This is a genomic window from Campylobacter sp. MIT 97-5078, assembly GCF_006864455.1.
GTDB lineage: Bacteria > Campylobacterota > Campylobacteria > Campylobacterales > Campylobacteraceae > Campylobacter_D.
Genome location: NZ_QHLK01000006.1, coordinates 1 through 18,036, shown reverse-complemented (window position 1 = coordinate 18,036; position 18,036 = coordinate 1). Strand labels below are relative to the sequence as shown.

Here is an 18,036-nt window from a genome sequence, read left to right as displayed (position 1 = left end):
GGTAAAAATGGCTAAAAAACATAAATGTCCAGAATGTCCAGCAGGTGAAAAATGGGCTGTGCCGTATGCGGATTTTTTATCTTTACTCTTAGCTCTTTTTATCGCACTTTGGGCGATCAGCGAAAGTAACCCAGCCAAAGTAGAAGCTTTAAAAACTGAATTTATCAAAATCTTTGACTTCACGCCAAGTCATACCATAGAACAAGAAAGCCAAAATCAACAAAGATTTCAAGGTGCTTCAAAACAGCCTCAAGATCAAATCGAAGCCCTAAAAGCCCTTACTATGACACAGCAAGAAACTATACAAAAACTTAAAGCTGCTCTTGATCAAAGCGAAAATCAAGTCGCCCTTCATCTACCAGCTCGTGTGCAGTTTGAAAGAGGAAGCGCACAAATCACTTCAGCTGACATTCAAGACTTTTTAAAATACATGATCGAATTTTCTTTGCAGCAACCACCTCAAGTCAAGATCGAAATTCAAGGCTACACAGATAATAGCGACACAGCTCAAAGAAGCTTTGCTTTAGCATATGAAAGAGCTCAAAGTGTGGCGGAGTTTTTTATAAATGGTGGAGTGAATGTAAAAAATATCAGCCTGAAAAGCTTTGGTTTAAACAACCCTTTAAACAACGATGCAAGCTCACTTGAAAATAATAGAGTTGAAATTTATTACAAAATCGACACGAGTGATGAGCAAACCCAAAAATCAGTGCTTGAAAATCTTAAAAACTTTCAAGGTAATTAAAAACAAAAGAATATAAGGTGCTTTGCGTGTAGATTACAAAAGATGGATTGTAAAGAATATTAAAAAAGTGAATTTTGTGCTTTTTGTGTGCCTCGTATTTATTTTTTAATTCTAACAAGAGAATTTGTCATTTCAAATATAAATCCACACTCAACCTTTCAAACGATCGCCATATTTTTGCTTGTTTGAGGTATAAACAAAGCTTAAAACCTCAGCCACAGCCCTAAAAAGCTCTTTTGGGATAAGATCATTTACATCACAAACCTTATAAAGTTCTCTTGCAAGAGGTGGGTTTTCATAGACTAAGACCTTATGTTCATAAGCGATTTCTTTGATCTTTAACGCTAAAAAATCTACTCCCTTAGCTACTATCCTAGGAGCTGGTTCTTTGCTATTATCATATCTTAAAGCTACAGCATAGTGGGTAGGGTTGGTAATCACCACATCAGCCCCAGCCACATCTTGCACCATTCGTCTGCGAGCTGCTTCCATTTGCAAACGGCGAATGCGTCCTTTAACCTGCGGATCTCCTTCCATTTGCTTGTATTCGTCTTTAACTTCTTGTTTAGACATTCTCAAACCCTTAAAATACTGAAAACGCACCAAAAGAATATCTAAAATTCCTATCAAAAAAAAGGCGATGATCACCACAGCAGCTAAGACTATAGCCTTTTCTCGTAACCAATAAAGTTGAGAAACTATATCATAAAGTTCGACGCGAGGAAGTTCTGTCATAAACTGAAGCAAAAATACAAAAGCTATGCTAAAAACTATACTGACTTTAAGCACTATTTTAACAGACTCTACAGCTTTTTTTAAGGAAAATAAATTCGCAAGTCCTTTGATAGGATTGATTTTGTTAAGATTTGGTGTTATAGGCTTTGTAGTAAAAATGAAACCAAACTGCATTAAATTTCCCAAAACCCCGGCGATCATAATACTTAAAACTATAGGCAAAAGCATAATCACAGCTTCAAAAATCGTTTTAATAGCAATGGCTTGTAAAATTTTAATATCAATTTCTACACCGATAAAGCTTTGATAATAACGATATAGGTTCATAATTCTTTCACCTAAAAAGCTCACCAAAAACAGCACTACAACAACGCCGACGATCAAGGTTACCACTGCAGCGGCATCTTGAGACTTTGGGACATTGCCATCTTTTCTGGCATCTTCTATCTTCTTGCTCGTCGCTTCTTCTGTCTTTTCTTGATCATCAGCTGCCATTTTTTGCCTTTATGAAAAGTATAAAGTGGATTTTAACATAATTTAAGTAGCTTTATAAAGAATTTACTTTTAAATGTAGATTTTGTGAGTTTAAAAGAACAAAAGCCTCCTTTTACAGAGGCTTAAAAAGAATTTATAAATCTTTTTCGTGTTTGCCTAGATAATCAGCCACGCCCTTAGGATCAGCCTTCATACCTTCATCACCTTTATTCCAGCCAGCTGGACAAACTTCGCCGTGTTCATTTGTGAAAAGCATAGTATCAACCATTCTTATCATTTCATCAATGTTTCTACCAAGCGGTAAGTCATTGATAACTGCATGTCGGACAGTGCCATCTTTATCAAGTAAAAATGAACCACGAAGAGCCACAGCTTCGTTAAAAAGCACATCAAAACTTCTGGCAATTTCTCTTGTTAAATCAGCTACAAGAGGAAATTGCACTTGTCCTATGCCACCTTCATTCACTGGAGTATTTTTCCAAGCAAAATGCGAAAATTCGTTATCGCCTGAAATACCGATTACTTCAATGCCTCTTGCCTTAAAATCCTTATATCTTTTATCAAAAGCGATGATTTCAGACGGACATACAAAGGTAAAATCTTTTGGGTAAAAGAAAACTACGGCACCTTTTTCACCGATATTTTTGTAAAGATTAAAATCTTCAACGATTTGGTTATCGCCTAAAACTGCAGCAGCTACAAAATCTGGTGCTTTTTTGGTTACGATCATTGTTATTCTCCTTAGATAATAAATTTTATTAGCAATGAAATTATATCATTTAATGTTTAAAATAAACTAAAAACTCATTTTTCACTTCTTTACAGCTTGTTTTAAATCTTTTTTAAAAAAAAATTGCTATAATTTTAGCACTAAAGCTAGAAATTAATAAATTTTTCAAGGGGAACACTTTGCAACGCACACTTTCTATTATCAAACCAGACGCTGTTAAAAAAGGCGTTATAGGCGAAATTCTTGCTCGTTTTGAAAAAAATGGCTTAAGAATAGCCGCCCTTAAAAAGCTTAAACTCAGCAAAGAACAGGCTGCTGAATTTTATGCTATTCATAAAGAGAGACCTTTTTTTAAAGATTTGGTTGAATTTATGACAAGTGGTGCTGTTGTTGTTTCGGTTTTAGAAGGCGAAAATGCTGTCTTAAAAAACAGAGAATTGATGGGAGCAACCAACCCAAAAGAAGCTGCAAAAGGCACTATAAGAGCTGATTTTGCCCAGAGTATAGATGCAAACGCTGTTCATGGTAGTGATAGCTTGGAAAATGCTCAAAATGAGATCAAATTCTTTTTCAAAGAAGATGAAATTCTTTAATGAAAATCGCTTTTTCTAGGCTCAATCACACCGCTTACCCTTTTAAGCTCAACCTTGAGAATATGTTCTTTGAAGGAGAGCTTACGAAGACAAAGCCAAATTTAGCTGAGCTTAAGATGAATATGCAAGGCTTTGTATATAGACCTTGCGATTCGTGCGGGGAGGAAATTGAGCTTCACATTAATGAAAATTTAAAGCTTTTTTTAAGTGATGGAATTTTCAAGGACAAAGATAATAAGCTTAGCGACACGCTTGAGTTTTTTGACGGACAAATTGATTTACTTGAACTTGCTATAAGCGAGCTTGAGAGTTATTTGAGTGATTATTTTTATTGCCAAGAATGCAAAAATAAATTTTAAAAAGGAGAAAAAGACAATGGCAGTTCCTAAAAGAAGAATGAGCAAAACCAGAGCTGCAAAACGCAGAACTCATTATAAAATAGAGCTTGCAAAGCCTATCAAAGACAAAGATGGCAGTTTTAAAATGCCTCATAGAGTCAATCCTATAACCAAGGAATACTAATTGATAAGCGTTGCTGTTGATACAATGGGTGGAGATTATGGCGAAAAGCCTATTATGCAGGGTTTAGTGCAAGCCTTGCGTGAAAAAGCTTTTAAGGCTATCTTAGTCGGTAATGAAAAACGTTTAAAACCTCTTATCCCAAACGATCTTATGCAATACATTAGCTTTGAACAAGCTGATGAAATTTTTCCTATGGAAGAAAGTGCAACCGAAGCTTTAAAACATAAGCAAAGCACTATTTATAAGGCTGTTGAACTTGTGCGAGAAAAAAAAGCTCAAGCCGTCGTTTCAGCAGGGCATAGTGGAGCGACTATGTCTTTAGCAACCTTGCGTATAGGACGCGTAAAAAATGTAGTGCGTCCAGCCATAGCCACACTTATGCCAAACACACATTCTAAGACACTTTTTTTAGATGTTGGAGCAAATGTAGATTGTAAAAGCGAGCATTTGTTTCAATTTGGCGTTATGGGTGAAGCCTATGCTAAGGTGCTAATGAATATAGCCAAGCCTAGAATCGCCCTACTTTCAAATGGCGAAGAAGAAACAAAGGGAAATGAACTTACTAAAGAAAGCCATTTGCTCTTAAAGCAGCTTGAAAGTTTTGTTGGCAATGCTGAGGGTAGAGATATTTTCAATGGTAGTATTGATGTGCTAGTATGTGATGGTTTTAGCGGCAATGTGATTTTAAAAGCCTGCGAAGGCACAGCAACGGCTATTTTTAAAATTTTAAAAAGCGAAGTCAAGCAATCCTTGCTCGCAAGCCTTGGAGCTATGCTAATGAGAGGCGTTTTTTCAAAACTTAAAAAGCATATTGATTGGCAAGAATACGGCGGAGCTCCTTTACTTGGTATAAATGGTTGCGTGATCATTTCACACGGAAAAAGCGATGCAAGAGCAATTAAAAACGCTATGCTTCAAGCCCTACTTTTTAGCGAATCAAATATCAATAAAGTCATAGAAGATGAACTTGCAAAATATGACAAATAAAGCCAGCCTTAAAAGCATCGCCGCGTATATACCTGAGCAAATTTTAAGCAATAAAGACTTAGAAAAACTCATCGATACCTCAGATGAATGGATACAAAAACGAACCGGTATCAAAGAACGACATATCGCTCAAGATGATGAAAAGTCTAGCGATCTTGGCACTAAAGCTGCAATCTTAGCCGTTCAAAGAGCAAATTTAAAGCCTGAAGATATCGATGCTATAGTCGTTGCAAGCTTAAGTCCGGATTATTTTACCATGCCTTCAACAGCGTGTATTGTCGCTTCAAATTTAGGTTTGAAAAACATTACAGCCTTTGATATAAGTGCAGGCTGTGCGGGTTTTATATACTTGCTTGAAGTAGCTCGCTCGCTCATTGAAAGTGGGGCAAAGAAAAATGTGCTTATCGTGGGAGCTGAAAAAACAAGCTCGGTAATGGACTATGAAGATAGAAGTGTTTGCATTTTATTTGGCGATGGAGCTGGTGCAGCAGTAATTAGCAAAGATGAAGGCTATCCTATACTTGATGTGCATACGGCAAGTGATGGTAGATACAGCGAGCTTTTAAAGATAGACAGAGCCAAAAAATCAAGCTTTTGCTCGCCTTTAGCTATGAAAATGAAAGGCAATGAGGTCTTTAAAGTCGCTGTGCAAATGCTACAAAATGATGTTGTTGAAATTCTTGCCAAAAACAAAATCAGTCCCGATAAAATAGACCTTTTCATACCTCATCAAGCCAATCTAAGAATCATCAAAGCCGTGCAAGAAAGGCTTAATTTTAGCGATGATAAATGTGTCTTAACCGTGCAAAAATACGGCAATACCTCAGCAGCATCCATACCAATGGCGATGAATGAAGCTTACGAGCAAGGCAGGCTTAAACAAGGTGATCTAATCTTACTTGATGCCTTTGGTGGTGGCTTTGTGTGGGGTTCTGCCCTGCTTTATTTTGGTGGAAAAAATTTTTCTTGATATAGAAAATTGGATGGGGCAGACTGCTACTCTTACAACTTTACTCATAAAACTCAAGTTCTTAAAGTAAAATCACAAAGCCCTCACAAGTTCCTTAAATACCTCACCTCTTTGAGCATAAGAACTAAACTGATCAAGACTGGCACAAGCTGGACTAAGCAAGGCTACTTCATCTTTTAAAAGTTGTTTTGAAATTTTTTCTACTGCTGTTTTTAGCTCGTAGCATTTTTCTAACTCAAGCTCAAACTCACTTGCTTTTGCGACTAGCTTTTGAGTGCTTAAGCCTATAATATAAAGCTTGATTTTTTGCTTTTTGCACTCTTTAAAAAGCTCGCTTAAATCCACACCCTTATCATCACCTCCTATAATAAGATGAATTTTTTTTCCTTTAAAATGTTTTAAAGCCATTAAGCAAGCGTCTAAATTTGTAGCTTTTGTATCATTGACCCAAAGTCTGTTTTGGCTGTCTTTAAGTTCTTCTAGTTTGTGTGCTTCTATCTTAAAGACATTGATTTTTTCATAACTTATACGATCAAGCAGGATTTTTTCTATACTTAAAGCCATAATTGCATCAAGTAAAAAAGGGCTTTTAAAATTGACTTTTTGAATGTCTATATCAAATTTGTTTGCTAGATCAAATTCATCTTTATAGCTGATGATATAAGCTTTGCTTGGTGTTTTTGCATAAATTTCAGGAAGCAAAGCCACATCGCCTTCATTCATACGCTCTAGCACGCTTAATTTTGCTTTTTCATAGGCTTTAAAAGAACCATGCCAAGAAAGATGATCTTCAGTGATAGGTAAAAGTGCGTAAATTTCAGGCTTAGCTGTGTGTGTGTAGTGCAAAGTAAAAGATGAAGTTTCAAGTATCCAAAGCTTAGCATAAGGATTAAGCTTAGCTAGCGGTATGCCTACATTGCCTCCCATTTGTGCTTTTATATCACTTAAAAGATGTTGAGTCATCTGCGTAGTAGTGGTTTTGCCGTTTGTTCCGCTGATCCACACACTTTTTGGCATGGCATCATAAAAAAAATCATACTCACTTGTTAAATGCTTAGCCTTTAAAACAAGCTCGTGATTTGGTAAGAAGCCCGGTGTTACGATCTCAAGCTCGCTTTTTAAAGGATCAAAAAGGCTATTTTCAAGCAAGGAATTTCCAAACTCATCTTTACCCTCACCCTTAAAATGATCATCATAAATATCAAATGCTCCAAAACGATCAAAAAGCTCTTGTGCTATGGCTTTGTTTGTTTTGCCGTATCCAAAAAGTGAAATTTTCATTTTAAATCCTTAGCGAAGTTTAATCGTCGCAAGAGCAAGTAGATTTACAAGCAAGGCTATAGTCCAAAAACGCACGATGATTTTATTTTCCACCCAGCCTATTTTTTCAAAATGATGATGAATGGGTGCCATTTTAAATACTCTTTTATGAAAAATTTTAAAGCTTCCTACTTGTAAGATCACAGAAATAGTTTCAAGCACAAAGACAAAGCCTATAAGCAAGAGTAAAAACTCATTTTTTGAGATGGTAGCTAGATACCCCAAAAACCCTCCCAAAGCTAGACTGCCACTATCGCCCATAAATACTTGTGCTGGATAGCAATTATACCACAAAAAGCCAATTAAAGCTCCTATTAAAGCACAACACACAATGACAACTTCGCCCAAATTTACAATCTTAGGCAAAAAGAGGTATTCACTATATAAAGCATTACCACTTAGATACATAAAAATACCCAAAGTCGCCAAAGAAAAGATAGAAGGCACGGTTGCAAGTCCATCAAGTCCATCTGTTAAATTCACAGCATTTGAGCTTGAAATGATGACTAAAACCCAAAAAACAAGAGCAAAAATCTCCATATCAAAAAGTGGATATTTGTAAAAAGGCACAAAAAGCTCAGTAGATAAGGCTGAACTTAAATACAAAGGCAAAACACAGACAAAAGCTGCTAAGATCAAAAAACACATCTTTGCTCTTACGCTTAAACCTGAGTGATTATCCTTTTTAAGCACCTTACCCAGATCATCAACAAGCCCAATCGCACAAAAAAGAAACAGCACAAGCAAAGCCATCATCACAAGCAAGTTATCAAGCTTAGCACACAACAAGCTTGCTACTAAAGTCGCAAAAATAAAAATCAAACCGCCCATGGTTGGCGTTTCACATTTGCTTTTGTGAGAGCTTGGAGCATGCTCATAGATTGGTTGTTTAGCATTTTTAACCTTTGCCCATTTGATAAATTTTGGCATTAAAAACAAAGACAAGCACAAGGCGATAAAAAACGCAAAGCCTGAACGAACGCTGATATAAGTAAAGAAAGCATAATCACTGAAATAAGAAAGATAATACAAAATTTTTGCCTTTTTGCTTTTTGAAAGCAAAATTATAGTAAAATCTGCCCTAAAATTTCCTTATAAAAGAGTAAAAATGAAACAAAAATGTATTTTAGTCATTACAGATGGCATAGGACATAATGAAAGCTCGTATTATAATGCTTTTGCAAAGGCAAAAAAACCAAATTATGACAAACTTTTTCAAGAAGTGCCTCACACGCTTATTAAAACAAGTGGCTTAGCTGTAGGCTTACCAGAAGGACAAATGGGCAATAGCGAAGTAGGACATATGTGTATAGGAAGCGGACGCATTATCTATCAAAATCTTGTGCGTATTAATAAAGCCATAGAAGAAGATACTTTAAAGCATTCAAAAGAACTTGAAAAACTTTTAAACACTTGTGAAAAAGTGCATATTATAGGACTTTACAGCGATGGAGGAGTGCATTCGCATTTAAACCATTTCAACGCTGTGGCTGAAATTTGCAAAGATCAAGGTAAAGAGGTGATTTTACACGCCATTACTGATGGACGTGATGTTTTACCTACAAGTGGGCTTGAATTTATCAAGAAGCTAGAGCGTTTTGCAAAAAATAAAGAAATGAAGCTTGGCACGCTTGGGGGCAGGTTTTTTGCCATGGATAGAGACAAACGTTATGAAAGAGTGAAAAAATACTACGATACACTTTTTGGACACTCTTTAAAGGTGCAAAGCTTAAGTGCTTATGTGGCAAATTCCTATGAAAATGGCGTTACTGATGAGTTTATCGAGCCTGTAAGCACGCTTGATTTTAAGGGCATAGAAGCTGATGATAGCGTGATTTTGATCAATTTTAGAAACGATAGAATGAAACAGCTTGTATTTGCCTTAAATAGCGATGATTTTAAAGAATTTAATCGCTCTTGTATCATCAAAAAAATGCTAAGTATGACGGTGTATGATGATGATTTTAATCTACCTGTGCTCTTTGAAAAAGAAAAGATAGAAAATACCCTAGCCGCAACGATTGCAAAGGAAAATTTAAGCCAGCTTCACACCGCAGAAACTGAAAAATACGCTCATGTAACCTTCTTTTTTAATGGTGGTAAAGAAGAATTGGTGCTTAATGAAAGCCGTATTTTAGTGCCAAGTCCAAAGGTGAAAACCTATGATGAAAAGCCACAGATGAGTGCTTATGAGGTGCTTGATGGGGTGTTAAAGGGCATTGAAAAGGGCGAGGACTTCATCGTGGTAAATTTCGCAAATGGCGATATGGTAGGACATACGGGTAATTTTGAAGCCTGCGTAAAAGCTGTAGAGACTATAGATGAATGCTTAGGAAAGCTCATAGAAAAGGCAAGAGAGCATAAATACGCTTTCATTATCACAAGTGATCATGGAAATTGTGAAGCTATGCAAGATGAAATGGGTAACAAACTTACCAATCACACAACTTTTGATGTATTTTGTTTTGTGGAAGCTTTAGGAGTGCATAAGCTCAAAGAGGATATGGGCTTAAGCAATCTTGCAGCTAGTGTGCTTAAAATAATGGATATAACAAAGCCAGATGAGATGAATGAGGCTTTGTTTTGATTAACTAATGACAAGTATAATTGTGAAAACTTTCAAAAAGGAAAAATAATGAAATTTAGCGGAAAAAATGTTTTAATCACTGGAGCGAGCAAAGGCATAGGAGCAAGCATTGCAAAGGTTTTGGCTGGTTTTGGTTTAAAGGTATGGATTAACTACCGCTCAAAGCCAGAACTTGCTGATGCTTTAAAAAATGAGCTTGTGAAAAATGGAACAAATGCAGCCGTGATTTGCTTTGATGCAAGCAATGAGCTTGAATTTAGTGCTGGTATAAAAGCTATCATTGAAAGCGATGGAGAATTAAGCTATCTTGTCAATAACGCCGGCATAACAAATGATAATCTTGCTTTAAGAATGAGCTTAGATGATTTTAACAAAGTTGTCAATACTAATCTTGATTCAGCTTTTCTAGGTTCAAAAGAAGCCTTTAAAGTGATGAGCAAAAAACGCTTTGGAGCAGTGGTTAATATCGCTTCTATAGTCGGTGAAATGGGAAATGCCGGACAGGTAAATTACTCTGCAAGCAAAGGCGGAATGATCGCTATGACAAAAAGCTTTGCCAAAGAAGCAGCAAGCAGAAATATACGCTACAACTGCGTTGCACCGGGCTTTATCAAAAGCGATATGACAGAAGGCTTAAGCGAAGAAGTGAAAAAAAGCTATGAAGAAAATATCCCTTTAAAACGTTTTGCTGAACCTGAAGAAGTAGCAAATGTCGTAGCGTTTTTACTTAGTGATTATGCAAGTTATATTACAGGTGATACTATAAAAATCAACGGTGGATTATATATGTAAGCAATTTTAAAGTAAAGCTACTTTAAATTTCGCCCTTAAAAACTCACAAATATCCGCTTTTAAATCTTAGCGATTTTATACAAATGCTCTAAATTAAAGTGGATATTCTTATATCCAGCTTCAGCACCAATATCTTATAGCTCCCTAAATTTGCATTTGCAAAATCAAAGCGTGTTGCCAAAAGGCTGTTTCAAGACGCGTTGTAGTATTAAAAATTTCGCTAAGTTTTTTGAATTTATCTTCATCAACGGCGTTTGTATAGCTATTTACAAAGTCTTCAAAGTCCTTTACTTCAGCTTGAAATTCCTTGCTTGCATAGGTTAAAATCCACTCTTTATAAGGGTGATTGACAAGCCCTTGATTGCCTAAACGCCCATAAATTTCCCTGCCTATATAGCCATATCCTGTCGCACAAGCACTTAAAGCCACAAGCATATCTAAAAAATCTCCACTATCACCAACGCTTAGCACATATCTTGTATAAGCAATATTCGTAAAGCTTTCATCTTTAACACCTAATTTATCAGCTTCTATGCCAAGAGCAAGTATCTTTTTGTGTAGCTCAAGCTCACCATCTACGATATAGTTTTGAAATTTCATCGCAAAACGAAGCTCTTTGGCTGTATTGGCATTTAAAGCAAGTCTTGCAAAAGCTTTAGCATAATTAATCAAAAAGATATAATCTTGCTTGAGGTAAAACAAAAAATTTTCTTGCTTAAGCGTGCCATTTTCTAGCTCTTTAACAAAGTTATGATGTAAGTAAGCGTCCCATTCTTTAGCATTTTGTTCGAGTAGTTTTTGAAAAAGCATATTTTTCCTTTTAAATTGAAGATAAAACAAGTGTTTTAAAATAAAAAACCAAAAATAAACTAAATTTACTCATTTAGTTTATAACCTTTTGTAAAAATCCACCAGCTTAACGCCTTAGCTCTTTGAAGCTGTTTAAAAAGCCTTTTTGCCTCATTTTCATCATCATCTAAAGCCTTTTTACCTTGAAAATACTCAAGCTTAAAACCATCATAAATAAAACGATCATTGCTCACAGCAAAATACCCTAAATTCTCTTTTTGTCCTGCCTTTGTTTCCTTATCGTTGCTTAATAAACTTTGCCCGAAACTTGCGAATTTATAGCCCTTTGGCGCAACAAGTTCTATTATAGTAGGTGTAATATCAAGATGAGAGCCAACATTAAAAAGCACTTTTGGCTGCAATTTTGGCGAATACACGATAAAAGGGATAGAATTGCTTGTTTTTATAGAAGCGATCATATAAGGGTATTTCATATCATAATGATCGCCAGTGATGATAAAAAGGCTATCAGGTAGGATTTTTGAGGTTTCATTAATAAATTTTGCAATCATTTGATCTTGATAATAAATGTGTGAAAACACCTTTCTTGCAAGTTCTTTATTGGTAATTTCTTTATGTGTATTAACAAAAGCGTCAATTCTTTGCCAAGGAATATCAAACTCGTCCAAAGGCAGATCATAGGGCGGATGATATGAAGTTGTAAGTATCATAGAAAAACTTTTTTCGTCTTTATTTTTAAGCGTATAATCTTTGATAAAATCATAAGTATAATGATCAAACGCTCCCCAAGCATTAGCATAAGGAGCTTTAGCCCCTTTTTCTTTGGCATTTTGAATGATTTGAGTATTATATAAAATTTCATCAAAGCCTTGTGAAGCTGTATAAACATCGATCTTTTGCCAAGTGCCAGAACCTGCATAATAAAAACGTGTTTTATAACCTAAATCTTTAAAAATAAAACCGGGCGAGGTTTTAAAAATCGGACTTTTGCCAACACTAAGATTAAAAGGAATTTCAATTTGCAAAAGCCCACTAATTTGCACATCAAGGCTTTTGATCGTTCCGAGTGCATTTTGGATAAAAATATCAGCTTTAAAGGCCTTTTTATCATTGATGAGTGCGTTAAGATTATGCATCAAATCAAGCTCTTTAAATTCCTCATCAAAATGCCACTCACTCAAGCTTTCAGCAATGATATAAAAGATATGATTGATTTTTACTTGATTATTGCCATGTACTTCTTTTTCTAAAAGTTTGCTTAGATCAAATTGCGTTTCATTGCTATCAAGCTTAAAGAAATTTTTCGTTGTTTCAAGCACACTTTCATCATTATAATCACTAAATTTAGAATTAAAAATTTTCACATAGCCCTTATACACATACAAAAGATCTCTAAAACTTCCTACACTAAGCTTTCTTAAAAAGGTATTTTCCACAGGCACAAGCTCTTTTCCTAAAGAAATGCCTTTAAAGCCAAAATGTCCATTGATAGCAAATAAAACACAAAAGAAAAAGAGTAGAAAAAGCATACCATTTTTTAGGAATTTAAAGCTTGCAAAAGAAATTTTACAATGTCTTTGCAAAATCTTAAAACAAAGTCTTAGTAAAAGATAAAATGCAAGGCTTAAGATAAGCCAAAGTAGGATTTTAAAACTTAAATTAAAATCCCCTGTTTGAGCTGTCTTAAAAATCGCACTTCTATCATCAAAGATAAGCCCTAGCAAAGTCGCATTAAACATATCTGCATAAATTTCATAAAAGCCTATATTTGCTATCACCACAAAAACGCTGATTACAATCACTAATAAAGTATAAATTTCAAGCACAAAAAAGCGGTTTTTAAACAGTAAAGCCAGCACAAAATAAAGCACACTAAGCACACCAATAATCTGCCCATCATACCAAAAGGCATTATGAAAAGCCAGCACAAACTCATTAAAACTCGCTTCTTTTACAGCAGCAAAATAAAAGCTTATAAAAAGCACTCTTAAAGATAAAAACACAGCATATAAAAAAATCATAAAGATCAAAGAGCGAAGCACGAGGATTTTCAAGCTAAAAATGTATTTCATTGTCTAAGTCTTTTATAAAGAATTTGTAAAGAAAAAACGAACAAAAATGCAAAACTATATAAAAAAAGATAAATATCAACAAAACTTTCAAACAACCCACTAAAGCCAAATGCAAAACTACAAAGTGAAACTAAAGCTAAAAAAGCATAGATTTGATCACATAAAAACAAAAGCACTAAAAAAAGTAAAACAAAGCCAGCTTGCACAAAATAAGAACTATGATACAGATCAAAAGGGATTAAATTTAACTCTCCTAAAAAGACAATAAGAAAGGCAAAAAAGATCAAAACAAAGCTTAAAACTTGTTTTAAAGAGTGCCACTTAAATGCTTTTTTTGTGTCGGCTTTAAATATATCAAAATTGAATGAAAAATCCTTGTTTAAACCCCTAAGCACAAACAACAAACACAAAAGCACACAAAATAAACTTGGAGTGTCAAAAAAAGAATACAAAAGCGTGATAAAAGAGTATCGCCCCTCATAAAAAGGCAAACAAGCAAGGACAAAAAATACCAGCACAAGAATACTTTTAAGTCTTTTGTTTAAAGAAAAAAAACCAAACAGCCAAAACAAACTTGTAAAAACTAAAAACGCGCTCATTAAAACATTCATTCTTTGCCCTTAAACTCAAGCAGATTTTGCAAATAAGATAAATCAAGCTTTTGAATTTTAATCTTTTGACGATTAAAAGTATAACTGATATATAAATTTTCATCTTTTATTATCGCGGCTGGATAGCTTATCTCCTCGCCCTCATCAAGACTAAGCAAACGCACAAATTCGCCTTTGCTAGTGTCTTTAAGATAATATAAAGAAAGCCTTGAACGCACGTTTTTCTCACCATCATTATGCAAAAGCAAGATCTGTGTTTTGCCGTTATGATCTTTAAAAACACTTAAAACACTTGAGCTATCATAGTTTTTAAGTGAACTTTGAAAAGGCTTTTGCCACTCTTTTGCGCCCAAAGAACAAATTTGTACAAAGGCTGTGTTTTCATAACTTTTATAGTTGCGAAAAAAGACTAGGCACTGAGATTTATTTAAAGCGATGATGCTTGGCTGAAGCTGCCCTTTAAGTGAATTTAAACGCTTGGTATGAGAAAATCTTCCTTCTTGATCAAAAAAGGCGATTAAAGGATATTTGTCAATAAGCTCGTGATACAAAGGCAGAGCAAATGCTCCATTTTCATAGATTAACGCAGGTGTTCTTATAAGGTGAGAAAAATTTGCAAAGGTTGAGAGCTGTAATTCTTGCTTAAATTCAAGCTTTTCAAGACTCTCATCAAAAACAAATTGATAAATTTTGCTCGTCGCCCAGCCACCAAGACTTACGCCTACGACAAAAAAATGCACACGATTTTGACTATCCTTAAAAACGACAGGATTGCCAAGCTTTTTGATGAATTTGTGATTAAGACGTGAGAGCTCTTCTGCACTTAAAATAACTCTTGGCTCACTCCATTCTTGTTTTATAGTATCAAAAAAGCTTTGATAAATTTTTACATCTTTATGCCCTTCTTTTAAGCCAGCAAAAAAGACAAGCATAAGCCCTTTTTTTGTATCCACAAGCGAGCTTGAATGTGCGCTTTTTTCAGGTGGATTGATAAAAAAACTTTGCTTTGTTTTTTTTGTTTTTACACTTTGTGTTTTATTTGCTTCAGACACGCTTATGAATACATTTTCTATGCTTGTTGTATGCCTTAGATAAAAACCAAGCAAAAGCAAAAAAATACCAAGCAAAATAAAACTAATAAAACGAAATAAAACACTCTTTTTCATCATTAAATTTAATTTTTCCATTTCTTTGTATTTCAAGTTTTGAAGTATAGCAAAAAAGAACTTAAATTTATGTCATATTTGGCTTAAATCTATCCTTAAATGCCCATCATTACACTTTCATAAAAGTCTAAATCAAGCATATAAATAGACTTTAAATGTAAAAAATAGCAAAAAAAATATCAATATTTGGCAATTTTAAGCAAAGTTATTATAAAATACGCTTTATTTTATTAATTTTTACAAAGGAGAAAAAATGGCAACTTTTGATGATGTAAAGAGTGTCGTTGTAGAACAATTAAGTGTAGATGGTGATTCTGTAAAATTAGAATCTAAAATCATTGAAGATCTAGGGGCTGATTCTTTAGATGTAGTTGAGCTTATCATGGCTTTAGAAGAAAAATTTGGTGTTGAAATTCCAGATAGCGATGCTGAAAAACTCATCAAAATCGAAGATGTAGTAAAATATATAGACGAACATTTGTCAAAATAATTTAATTTTATCTTAAAAATTTTAAGATTATAAATTAAAAGGAGTAAAATTTGGCAAGGGTTGTAGTTACGGGCATTGGAATGATCAATGCTTTAGGCTTAAACAAAGAGAGTTCTTTTAAGGCAATTTGCGAAGGCAAAAGTGGCGTAGATAAGATCACGCTTTTTGATGCAAGCGAATTTCCCGTGCAAATTGCAGCTGAAGTAAAGGATTTTGATCCTTTAGAGGTGATCGATCCTAAGGAAGTAAAAAAGCTTGATCGCTTTATACAGCTTGGCATAAAAGCTGCCAAAGAAGCAATGAATGATGCGAATTTTGATGAGAATTTAGATAAAGAAAGCTTTGGCGTCGTCTCTGGTGCTGGTATAGGTGGTTTGCCAAATATAGAAAAAAATTCCGTTACCTGCTTTGAAAGGGGTGCAAGAAAAATTTCACCTTTTTTTGTGCCATCAGCACTTGTAAATATGCTGGGTGGAGTTATCTCGATAGAACACGGCTTAAAAGGACCTAATATAGCCTGCGTTACAGCTTGTGCGGCTTCAACTCACGCCATTGCTGAAGCTTATAAAAGCATAGCTTTGGGTGATGCTGAAAAAATGCTTGTTATCGGTGCTGAAGCAACAATCTCCCCTGTAGGTATAGGTGGCTTTGCAGCAATGAAAGCTCTTTCTACGAGAAATGATGATCCACAACATGCCTCGCGTCCTTTTGATAAAGAAAGAGATGGCTTTGTGATGGGCGAAGGTGCTGCGGCTTTAGTTTTTGAAGAATACGAAGCAGCCAAAAAAAGAGGGGCAAAAATTTATGCTGAACTTGTGGGATATGGCGAAAGTGGCGATGCTCATCATATCACTTCTCCAAGCCTTGATGGACCGCTTCGTGCTATGCAAAAAGCCTTGAAAATGGCTGGGAACATAAAGATAGACTATATCAATGCACATGGCACTTCAACTCCAGCAAATGATAAAAATGAAACAGCAGCGATTAAAGAACTTTTTGGTGCAAATACACCACTGATTAGCTCGACAAAAGGACAGCTTGGACACTGCTTAGGTGCAGCTGGAGCTTTGGAGGCTGTGATTTCTTTGATGGCTTTAAATACTGGCATAGTTCCACCAACCATTAATCAATTTGTCAAAGATGAGGATTGTGATTTAGACTATGTACCAAATGTAGCTAAGAAAGCTGAACTTAGAGCTGTGATGAGTAATTCTTTTGGCTTTGGTGGCACAAATGGCTCGATAATCTTTAAAAAGTTGGATTAAATGGCTGCGTATTTGGATTTTGAAAAGAGTATTCAGCAAATTGACGATGATATTGTTAATGCTCAGATTAAAGGCGATATCGACGCTGTAAATATACTTAAGAAAAATTTAGAAAAAGAAATTGCTAAGGTATATAAAAATTTAAGTGACTTTCAACGCCTTCAACTTGCTCGTCATCCTGATCGCCCTTATGCACTTGATTATATCGAGCTTTTATTAAGCGATGCTTATGAAATTCACGGCGATAGAACCTTTAGAGATGATCCAAGTATAGTGTGTTTTATAGGCTATCTTGGTGGAAAAAAGCTTATGGTTATCGGCGAGCAAAAAGGGCGAGGTACAAAAGATAAAATTTCTAGAAACTTTGGTATGCCTCACCCTGAAGGCTATAGAAAGGCTTTAAGAGTAGCAAGATTAGCTGAAAAATTTGGCTTACCTATACTCTTTCTTATCGATACCCCGGGAGCATATCCGGGCATCGGAGCTGAAGAAAGGGGACAGAGCGAAGCCATAGCTAGAAATTTATATGAGCTGAGTGCCTTAGAGACTATCACGCTTGCTGTAGTTATAGGCGAAGGTGGAAGCGGCGGGGCTTTAGCCATAGGCGTGGCTGATCGTTTGGCGATGATGAAAAACTCTGTATTTTCTGTCATCTCTCCTGAGGGTTGTGCAGCTATACTTTGGAACGATCCAACTAAAAGCGAACAAGCTGCAAAAGCCCTTAAAATAACGGCTGATGATCTTAAATCTCAAGGTTTAATTGATGCAGTGATTGATGAGAGTATCAATGGAGCCCACAGAAACAAAGAAATTGCTGCAAAAAATATTGCTACTTATGTAAGCAAAGCCTTAGAAGAACTTGAAAATATAAATAAAAAAGAACTCGTTGCACACAGAATACAAAAGATTTTTTCTCTAGGTGCCTTTGAAGAGGCTTGATGCTTTTAATTCTATCCTTCATAGCATCAAGCTTAAATTCAAAACTTTTTCAAATTTATTTATCTTTTCCCAAACTTTTTCAAAAAACTTCCTTTCGTTTTTTTTTTTTTTTGATATAATACCCTTTCATTTTTAAAAACCAATTTAAAAACCAACAACTGCTTTGTCACTAAAAATATATTAAAAAACTACAAATAAGGAGAAAAA

The 18,036-nt window shown here is 35.1% G+C and carries 19 protein-coding genes; 11 read left to right on the top strand and 8 right to left on the bottom strand.

The annotated features are described in order from the left end of the window. Positions 1-7 precede the first annotated feature (7 nt). Entirely contained in the window at positions 8-745 is a 738-nt protein-coding gene (gene motB, locus DMB91_RS04345; protein ID WP_143116827.1) for a flagellar motor protein MotB, read from the top strand. 150 nt (positions 746-895) lie between these two features. Here the strand turns inward: motB and flhB are convergent, their stop codons facing one another. After that, the gene (flhB, locus tag DMB91_RS04340) at positions 896-1,975 is read right to left on the bottom strand and encodes a flagellar biosynthesis protein FlhB (RefSeq protein ID WP_034905856.1); all 1,080 of its coding nucleotides are present in this window, start codon (positions 1,973-1,975) and stop codon (positions 896-898) included. Between the two features lie 133 nt (positions 1,976-2,108). After that, complete coding sequence (locus DMB91_RS04335; protein ID WP_034905853.1) at positions 2,109-2,705, bottom strand: peroxiredoxin; 597 nt, start codon at positions 2,703-2,705, stop codon at positions 2,109-2,111. 179 nt (positions 2,706-2,884) lie between these two features. On the opposite strand from DMB91_RS04335, the gene ndk reads away from it, so the two are divergent. The 5 genes from ndk to DMB91_RS04310 are packed head-to-tail and all read left to right on the top strand — an operon-like array spanning position 2,885 to position 5,777. Beyond that, positions 2,885-3,298: a nucleoside-diphosphate kinase gene (gene ndk, locus DMB91_RS04330; protein ID WP_034905851.1), complete on the top strand. Its 414-nt coding sequence runs from the start codon at positions 2,885-2,887 to the stop codon at positions 3,296-3,298. Beyond that, positions 3,298-3,657, top strand: coding sequence for a hypothetical protein (locus tag DMB91_RS04325; RefSeq protein WP_034905849.1), 360 nt, complete (start codon positions 3,298-3,300; stop codon positions 3,655-3,657). Before ndk ends, DMB91_RS04325 begins: the two co-directional genes overlap by 1 nt. A gap of 16 nt (positions 3,658-3,673) precedes the next feature. Beyond that, complete coding sequence (gene rpmF / locus DMB91_RS04320; RefSeq protein ID WP_034905847.1) at positions 3,674-3,820, top strand: 50S ribosomal protein L32; 147 nt, start codon at positions 3,674-3,676, stop codon at positions 3,818-3,820. Beyond that, the gene (gene plsX, locus DMB91_RS04315) at positions 3,821-4,807 is read left to right on the top strand and encodes a phosphate acyltransferase PlsX (protein WP_034905845.1); all 987 of its coding nucleotides are present in this window, start codon (positions 3,821-3,823) and stop codon (positions 4,805-4,807) included. Next, a complete protein-coding gene (locus tag DMB91_RS04310) occupies positions 4,797-5,777 on the top strand; it encodes a beta-ketoacyl-ACP synthase III (protein WP_231549680.1) in 981 nt (326 codons plus the stop codon). The genes plsX and DMB91_RS04310 overlap by 11 nt, the downstream gene beginning before the upstream one ends. 72 nt (positions 5,778-5,849) lie before the next feature. Here the strand turns inward: DMB91_RS04310 and murD are convergent, their stop codons facing one another. Next, positions 5,850-7,058, bottom strand: coding sequence for a UDP-N-acetylmuramoyl-L-alanine--D-glutamate ligase (gene murD, locus DMB91_RS04305; RefSeq protein ID WP_034905841.1), 1,209 nt, complete (start codon positions 7,056-7,058; stop codon positions 5,850-5,852). Positions 7,059-7,067: 9 nt separating this feature from the next. Then, positions 7,068-8,129 (bottom strand): phospho-N-acetylmuramoyl-pentapeptide-transferase, encoded by a 1,062-nt coding sequence (gene mraY, locus DMB91_RS04300; RefSeq protein ID WP_034905861.1) that lies wholly within the window; start codon positions 8,127-8,129, stop codon positions 7,068-7,070. A gap of 76 nt (positions 8,130-8,205) precedes the next feature. Between mraY and gpmI the strand changes: the two genes are divergently transcribed. Further along, complete coding sequence (gene gpmI, locus DMB91_RS04295) at positions 8,206-9,684, top strand: 2,3-bisphosphoglycerate-independent phosphoglycerate mutase (protein WP_034905839.1); 1,479 nt, start codon at positions 8,206-8,208, stop codon at positions 9,682-9,684. A 48-nt stretch (positions 9,685-9,732) separates the two neighbouring features. Beyond that, positions 9,733-10,476: a 3-oxoacyl-ACP reductase FabG gene (gene fabG / locus DMB91_RS04290; RefSeq protein ID WP_034905837.1), complete on the top strand. Its 744-nt coding sequence runs from the start codon at positions 9,733-9,735 to the stop codon at positions 10,474-10,476. A gap of 144 nt (positions 10,477-10,620) precedes the next feature. Here the strand turns inward: fabG and DMB91_RS04285 are convergent, their stop codons facing one another. The 4 genes from DMB91_RS04285 to DMB91_RS04270 all read right to left on the bottom strand — a co-directional run bounded on the left by DMB91_RS04285 (position 10,621) and on the right by DMB91_RS04270 (position 15,138). Then, entirely contained in the window at positions 10,621-11,286 is a 666-nt protein-coding gene (locus DMB91_RS04285; RefSeq protein WP_034905835.1) for a TenA family protein, read from the bottom strand. Between the two features lie 65 nt (positions 11,287-11,351). Further along, positions 11,352-13,358, bottom strand: a complete 2,007-nt coding sequence (locus tag DMB91_RS04280) for an LTA synthase family protein (protein WP_052043229.1) — start codon at positions 13,356-13,358, stop codon at positions 11,352-11,354. After that, positions 13,355-13,969 (bottom strand): hypothetical protein, encoded by a 615-nt coding sequence (locus tag DMB91_RS04275; protein ID WP_034905833.1) that lies wholly within the window; start codon positions 13,967-13,969, stop codon positions 13,355-13,357. The genes DMB91_RS04280 and DMB91_RS04275 overlap by 4 nt, the downstream gene beginning before the upstream one ends. Then, positions 13,966-15,138: a sialidase family protein gene (locus DMB91_RS04270; RefSeq protein WP_185900259.1), complete on the bottom strand. Its 1,173-nt coding sequence runs from the start codon at positions 15,136-15,138 to the stop codon at positions 13,966-13,968. The genes DMB91_RS04275 and DMB91_RS04270 overlap by 4 nt, the downstream gene beginning before the upstream one ends. A 250-nt stretch (positions 15,139-15,388) precedes the next feature. On the opposite strand from DMB91_RS04270, the gene acpP reads away from it, so the two are divergent. The 3 genes from acpP to DMB91_RS04255 are packed head-to-tail and all read left to right on the top strand — an operon-like array spanning position 15,389 to position 17,829. Continuing rightward, on the top strand, positions 15,389-15,625 hold the full coding sequence (gene acpP, locus DMB91_RS04265) for an acyl carrier protein (protein WP_034905831.1): 237 nt from the start codon (positions 15,389-15,391) through the stop codon (positions 15,623-15,625). 50 nt (positions 15,626-15,675) lie between these two features. Further along, positions 15,676-16,890 carry a beta-ketoacyl-ACP synthase II gene (locus tag DMB91_RS04260; RefSeq protein ID WP_034905829.1) on the top strand — a complete coding sequence of 405 codons (1,215 nt, stop codon included), beginning with the start codon at positions 15,676-15,678 and terminating at the stop codon, positions 16,888-16,890. Next, positions 16,891-17,829, top strand: a complete 939-nt coding sequence (locus DMB91_RS04255; RefSeq protein ID WP_034905827.1) for an acetyl-CoA carboxylase carboxyltransferase subunit alpha — start codon at positions 16,891-16,893, stop codon at positions 17,827-17,829. The last annotated feature ends 207 nt before the right edge of the window (positions 17,830-18,036 follow it).

What these genes read in the sequence shown, in the direction of transcription:
- motB (WP_143116827.1), top strand. Translation starts at nt 8, where the DNA reads ATGGCTAAAAAACATAAATGTCCAGAATGTCCAGCAGGTGAAAAATGG.
- flhB (WP_034905856.1), bottom strand. Translation starts at nt 1,975, where the DNA reads ATGGCAGCTGATGATCAAGAAAAGACAGAAGAAGCGACGAGCAAGAAG.
- DMB91_RS04335 (WP_034905853.1), bottom strand. Translation starts at nt 2,705, where the DNA reads ATGATCGTAACCAAAAAAGCACCAGATTTTGTAGCTGCTGCAGTTTTA.
- DMB91_RS04325 (WP_034905849.1), top strand. Translation starts at nt 3,298, where the DNA reads ATGAAAATCGCTTTTTCTAGGCTCAATCACACCGCTTACCCTTTTAAG.
- rpmF (WP_034905847.1), top strand. Translation starts at nt 3,674, where the DNA reads ATGGCAGTTCCTAAAAGAAGAATGAGCAAAACCAGAGCTGCAAAACGC.
- DMB91_RS04310 (WP_231549680.1), top strand. Translation starts at nt 4,797, where the DNA reads ATGACAAATAAAGCCAGCCTTAAAAGCATCGCCGCGTATATACCTGAG.
- murD (WP_034905841.1), bottom strand. Translation starts at nt 7,058, where the DNA reads ATGAAAATTTCACTTTTTGGATACGGCAAAACAAACAAAGCCATAGCA.
- gpmI (WP_034905839.1), top strand. Translation starts at nt 8,206, where the DNA reads ATGAAACAAAAATGTATTTTAGTCATTACAGATGGCATAGGACATAAT.
- fabG (WP_034905837.1), top strand. Translation starts at nt 9,733, where the DNA reads ATGAAATTTAGCGGAAAAAATGTTTTAATCACTGGAGCGAGCAAAGGC.
- DMB91_RS04285 (WP_034905835.1), bottom strand. Translation starts at nt 11,286, where the DNA reads ATGCTTTTTCAAAAACTACTCGAACAAAATGCTAAAGAATGGGACGCT.
- DMB91_RS04280 (WP_052043229.1), bottom strand. Translation starts at nt 13,358, where the DNA reads ATGAAATACATTTTTAGCTTGAAAATCCTCGTGCTTCGCTCTTTGATC.
- DMB91_RS04275 (WP_034905833.1), bottom strand. Translation starts at nt 13,969, where the DNA reads ATGAATGTTTTAATGAGCGCGTTTTTAGTTTTTACAAGTTTGTTTTGG.
- DMB91_RS04270 (WP_185900259.1), bottom strand. Translation starts at nt 15,138, where the DNA reads ATGATGAAAAAGAGTGTTTTATTTCGTTTTATTAGTTTTATTTTGCTT.
- acpP (WP_034905831.1), top strand. Translation starts at nt 15,389, where the DNA reads ATGGCAACTTTTGATGATGTAAAGAGTGTCGTTGTAGAACAATTAAGT.
- DMB91_RS04255 (WP_034905827.1), top strand. Translation starts at nt 16,891, where the DNA reads ATGGCTGCGTATTTGGATTTTGAAAAGAGTATTCAGCAAATTGACGAT.